Origin of the sequence: Aeromonas sp. EERV15 (assembly GCF_900079845.1) — a bacterium.
Taxonomy (GTDB): domain Bacteria; phylum Pseudomonadota; class Gammaproteobacteria; order Enterobacterales; family Aeromonadaceae; genus Aeromonas; species Aeromonas sobria.
Genome location: NZ_FKKY02000038.1, coordinates 1 through 3,966, shown reverse-complemented (window position 1 = coordinate 3,966; position 3,966 = coordinate 1). Strand labels below are relative to the sequence as shown.

Annotated in this window: 6 protein-coding genes; 3 read left to right on the top strand and 3 right to left on the bottom strand. The window is 56.0% G+C overall.

The genetic code is table 11. The annotated features are described in order from the left end of the window. Nucleotides 1-865: 865 nt before the first annotated feature. Nucleotides 866-1,141 carry a type II toxin-antitoxin system RelE/ParE family toxin gene (locus tag BN4575_RS22680; protein WP_068979548.1) on the bottom strand — a complete coding sequence of 92 codons (276 nt, stop codon included), beginning with the start codon at nucleotides 1,139-1,141 and terminating at the stop codon, nucleotides 866-868. A gap of 258 nt (nucleotides 1,142-1,399) precedes the next feature. Here BN4575_RS22680 and BN4575_RS20200 point away from each other — a divergent pair, with 258 nt between their 5' ends. From BN4575_RS20200 to BN4575_RS20190, 3 genes are all read left to right on the top strand, one after another. Beyond that, nucleotides 1,400-1,681 (top strand): HigA family addiction module antitoxin, encoded by a 282-nt coding sequence (locus BN4575_RS20200; RefSeq protein WP_068979547.1) that lies wholly within the window; start codon nucleotides 1,400-1,402, stop codon nucleotides 1,679-1,681. A gap of 514 nt (nucleotides 1,682-2,195) precedes the next feature. Continuing rightward, entirely contained in the window at nucleotides 2,196-3,188 is a 993-nt protein-coding gene (locus BN4575_RS20195; protein ID WP_068979546.1) for a plasmid recombination protein, read from the top strand. Beyond that, nucleotides 3,185-3,376 carry a hypothetical protein gene (locus BN4575_RS20190; protein WP_068979545.1) on the top strand — a complete coding sequence of 64 codons (192 nt, stop codon included), beginning with the start codon at nucleotides 3,185-3,187 and terminating at the stop codon, nucleotides 3,374-3,376. The genes BN4575_RS20195 and BN4575_RS20190 overlap by 4 nt, the downstream gene beginning before the upstream one ends. On the opposite strand, the gene BN4575_RS20185 is transcribed toward BN4575_RS20190, so the two are convergent. Next, the gene (locus BN4575_RS20185) at nucleotides 3,373-3,612 is read right to left on the bottom strand and encodes a hypothetical protein (RefSeq protein ID WP_015056833.1); all 240 of its coding nucleotides are present in this window, start codon (nucleotides 3,610-3,612) and stop codon (nucleotides 3,373-3,375) included. The two genes, BN4575_RS20190 and BN4575_RS20185, sit on opposite strands and share 4 nt — an antisense overlap. A 108-nt stretch (nucleotides 3,613-3,720) precedes the next feature. Further along, nucleotides 3,721-3,927, bottom strand: a complete 207-nt coding sequence (locus BN4575_RS20180; RefSeq protein ID WP_068979544.1) for a hypothetical protein — start codon at nucleotides 3,925-3,927, stop codon at nucleotides 3,721-3,723. Nucleotides 3,928-3,966 lie beyond the last annotated feature (39 nt).

Genomic DNA, 3,966 nt, shown 5'->3' with positions numbered 1-3,966 from the left:
CCGTCATGTCGCACAACCGCTTGCCAGCGGCATCCAGTAGCCATACCCGATCACCATCAAGCTCGATCAGGTGCTTGTCGAACCCCATAAGTACCTCCGGCCAGAGCCAAACCTAACCCGCTTCCGTGGATAACTGCTGCCGCCCACAAGCCAAACCGATGGCATGTGGACGGACTGGCGCAGTTACCCACCTCGCCAAGATCATCGCTCTTTTTTTTGTTTGAAAAACAGGGCGTAGGACACCGGCTCCCCTATCTTTCGCTGCGCTTCAAGATAGGCTCGCCCTCCTGCTTGGCTACGTTAAAAATGACGTAGTTACACTGGATAGCTCGCCTTGCTCAGGACTATCGAGGCTGCTTGCAGCAGCTCCCCCTCACGCGCTCCTGAGACACACCTTGCCACTCTGCACCTGCTTCAGTCCCCACCTGTGGGCCGGACTGCCGCGCCGTTTTTATCGAGCTGGCCGTGGTTGGTTCCCCGTTACGCTCGGTGCTGGTACCCCAAGGTTGCGAGCCTTGGGAGGCTATGGTGCGCGTCGCACGCTGGGCCATGTGTGAGGATTCCCCGTTTGGCCCGACCCCTGCATCCACTCGACAACATCAACATGCTTCCAATTCGAGTAGACACGACTAATCGCCATTGGCAGAGGCCAACGGTAACAGGGTTCTGGCGGGATTTAGCTTGAAAGGAACGACATGTTGCCGCTAAACTTGGTTGGTATTCGGTAGCTGCTTCCGCCTGAAGCTGTTACCCAGGTACCTCGGTGCGCTAACACTTAGGTTCCCGTAAAAACCGCCGCGCTAACGGCGGTTTTTTCGTTTCTGGCAAACAGGTTACGCTGGATCCACAAACAGCGTCAATCCGCTTAGTGCGGATCCTCATAATCCACTGCATAGACGTGACCGTTCTCAAACTCGAACGTGATGCGCCAGTTGCCTGACACATCCAGAGACCACCTTACAGGGTTGGTCCCCTTGTGCTGATGCAGCCTCTTCCCGGGCAACCGGAGATCTCCGATCTCGGTCGCCGAATTCAGTGCGGCCATAATAACCCTGACAGCCTTAAGGTGCCGTGAATCGACCCTGGAATAATCCCCTGCACTAAAGTCTTCCAAGCGTTTTGATTTATAAGATTTAATCATTTCAATACCTCGTTTTTAAAAATTATTCTTGAGGTTGACAGCGCGGTCAGCTACTATAAATTGCGAATTCAAGAAACCGACCTGCCTCTCCCCGATTATCTGATGCCCCCTAAGAAGAACAACTTAGAGAACGACCAGACAAACCATCTTAGCATGGTTTTATGAAAAAGTCAACAACTTGCTTCTTGCGCAATGCGCATCTGTCAAGTTTAATATGATGAATACTTAAAAAATGAATACTCAAAACAGGAGCTCGATATGATTAACAATATGCACCCAGGGGAATTTATTTCTCTTGCATACATGGAGCCTCTTGAGTTGCAAGCAGCCGATCTCGCTGATCGTCTTGATATTTCCCCCTCGACGCTGAGCCGTATTTTGAACGGAAAGATGGATATCAGCTACGAAATGGCTGTTAGGTTGTCGGCTGTCCTTGGAAGGACGGCTGAGTCTTGGATCAATCTTCAGGCTGCCTATAGCCTTGAAAAGGCAAAGTCCAAGATTGACGCCAGCTCGCTAAAACCGCTCTCCTTTGCCTGAGGACGTCCGCATCAGGCAAAACGGACACTGTCCGATTTCACTAGCACGAGAGCCCGCAGTTGCGGGCCTCGGCTCTCTTGCCTGGAACAGCCTCTCTTTTAAGTAGGGTGTTCTTCCTATAAGGGTGTTCTTCCTATAGTCGGGGTTAAATCCCCTTGGAAGCCTTAAGCACCAGCGCCACAGCTACAATGACTGCAGCCACCCCCAAGTTATGCTCCATGCTGTTCCCTCCGATCAGGAGCAGCACAGCCAACACCAAGTCCCTCATACAAGCACCTCTTTGCCTCTGCAGTTTGATGCCTGCATGGTGGCATCACGACATGCTCGACCTGTAATGACGCTTTTCGCGGAAACCTCCCGAACAGGGGGAGGCTAGCGCAGTCTGCCTCCTCCAGATTGGGAGGCGGCAAGCGTAGCGCGGCAGGTCTTTTTCGCCCCGCAGGGCTCCTACTTTGCGCAGCAAAGTGTAAGGAGTACACTTTGAACTCCAAAGCTGCCACCCTCGGAGCCCCCGATGAAGTTCACGTTCGCCGTAGCCAAGATGAGCAAAGCCGACATTGGCAGGGCTCAGGGACACAACCTCCGCCTCCACGAAACCAGCAGCCAGCTTCCCAAACGGGCATGGTTTACAGAGAGCCCGATGCACACCAAGGTCGAGTGGGATCAGGGCAAACTCGATGCGGCCTCGGCACTGGCCAAGCGCAAAGATGCTGTAGTGGCGATCGAGTTCATCATCCAGGTCGGCAACCAAACCGACTGGCGAGAAGACCCCACACCAGAGTGCCCTGAAGGGCCGCCTATCGAGCGAGATCTGGCGCAGTTCTTTGCCCCGTTCGGGGAGCAGGTCAAGGCATGGGCCGATCAGGAGTTCGGCCCCGAGAACGTGGTATCGATCCAGCTGCATATGGACGAGAGCACCCCGCACTTCCATGTCATTGCCACCCCGATCAAAGACGGCAAGCTGCAGGCGAAAGCATGGCTCGATGGCGGCCGGAAGCTGGCGGGGATCCGGCGCCGATGCCACGCCACGATCAACGAAAAGATCCCCTGCGTGTACACCCCCAACGGTCTGGGGGGAAACCCGCACCGGCCAGACCTGCGCGCCGGCACCGCCCCAGCCCCTACCCTGATCGACAAGATGAGCGGCCACGCCAAAGCCCAGAAGCTGGAGCGGGAGAACGCCGCACTGCAGGAGGAGAATGCCCAGCTCAAGCAGATCCTGTTTAGTCGCCAGAAGGGCCGCTATAGCGCGGACAACGTGGAGCAGGCCAAGCAGGCTACCGCAGAGGCCCAGAAGGCCCAGAGCGAGCTCCAGAAGGCGCAGGGAGAGGTTAAGCGGCTCACCATGGCACTCGATAGCGCCCAGAGCGTGATAGGCCGACAAGGGGCTGAGATCGACAAGCTCAAAGGCTATAACCGAACGCTGTCGGGGCAGAACAACGAACTGGAGGAGAAACTGCAGGATCTCCAGCCAAAGCGGAGCCGCAGTAAGGGGATGGGCCTATGAAGGTATGGCAGGTTGTGGGGCTACTGGCCGCAGTGCTGGCAGTGAAGGGGGCAAGCAGCTCCTCGAGTGGCTGGATCATGCGGCTGCTTGGCCTGCATGACGTATTCAGCTGGGCCGCCCCTGCATGGTGGGAGGGGGCGGCATGCTTGGGGGCGCTGGCCCTCCTGCTCCGCTGGGCTAGGCCCTAGCGGCTGCTCAGGTCTATCTCGATGCGGCGAAAGCCAATGCCGTGGGCCGTGTTGGCAGCCGCATCGATGGAAGAGAACACCCGCCAGCCTCCGCGCTGCCGCTCCACGACTTCGGTACCTGCTTTGCCAAAGCGCACCAAGTGGAGGTGGAACCCTGAACCCATGGGGGTTGGGACGATCATCGCCTTGGAGAATCCCCCCATGTCGAACACCGTCTTGGCCTCTTTCTCCTGCATAATCAAATCTCCAATCTGAGACATCGAATAGACAATTTGATGTTACCCCTTTGGGAGCCAAAAACAATCAATTTGGAAATTTGAACCATCGAATTTTAAAAATGATTTTCAATCCAGCTCGAGGCCCAAGGCAATGAGGCATTCCCGCCACTTCTGGGCCTCCAAATCGAAGTTAAGCAGGCCACCTTCTACGCTGATCCGACTCCCCAAATCGAGCAGCTGCATACCCGTCATGTCGCACAACCGCTTGCCAGCGGCATCCAGTAGCCATACCCGATCACCATCAAGCTCGATCAGGTGCTTGTCGAACCCCATAAGTACCTCCGGCCAGAGCCAAACCTAACCCGCTTCCGT

What these genes read in the sequence shown, in the direction of transcription:
- BN4575_RS22680 (WP_068979548.1), bottom strand. Translation starts at nt 1,141, where the DNA reads ATGATTAAATCTTATAAATCAAAACGCTTGGAAGACTTTAGTGCAGGG.
- BN4575_RS20200 (WP_068979547.1), top strand. Translation starts at nt 1,400, where the DNA reads ATGATTAACAATATGCACCCAGGGGAATTTATTTCTCTTGCATACATG.
- BN4575_RS20195 (WP_068979546.1), top strand. Translation starts at nt 2,196, where the DNA reads ATGAAGTTCACGTTCGCCGTAGCCAAGATGAGCAAAGCCGACATTGGC.
- BN4575_RS20190 (WP_068979545.1), top strand. Translation starts at nt 3,185, where the DNA reads ATGAAGGTATGGCAGGTTGTGGGGCTACTGGCCGCAGTGCTGGCAGTG.
- BN4575_RS20185 (WP_015056833.1), bottom strand. Translation starts at nt 3,612, where the DNA reads ATGCAGGAGAAAGAGGCCAAGACGGTGTTCGACATGGGGGGATTCTCC.
- BN4575_RS20180 (WP_068979544.1), bottom strand. Translation starts at nt 3,927, where the DNA reads ATGGGGTTCGACAAGCACCTGATCGAGCTTGATGGTGATCGGGTATGG.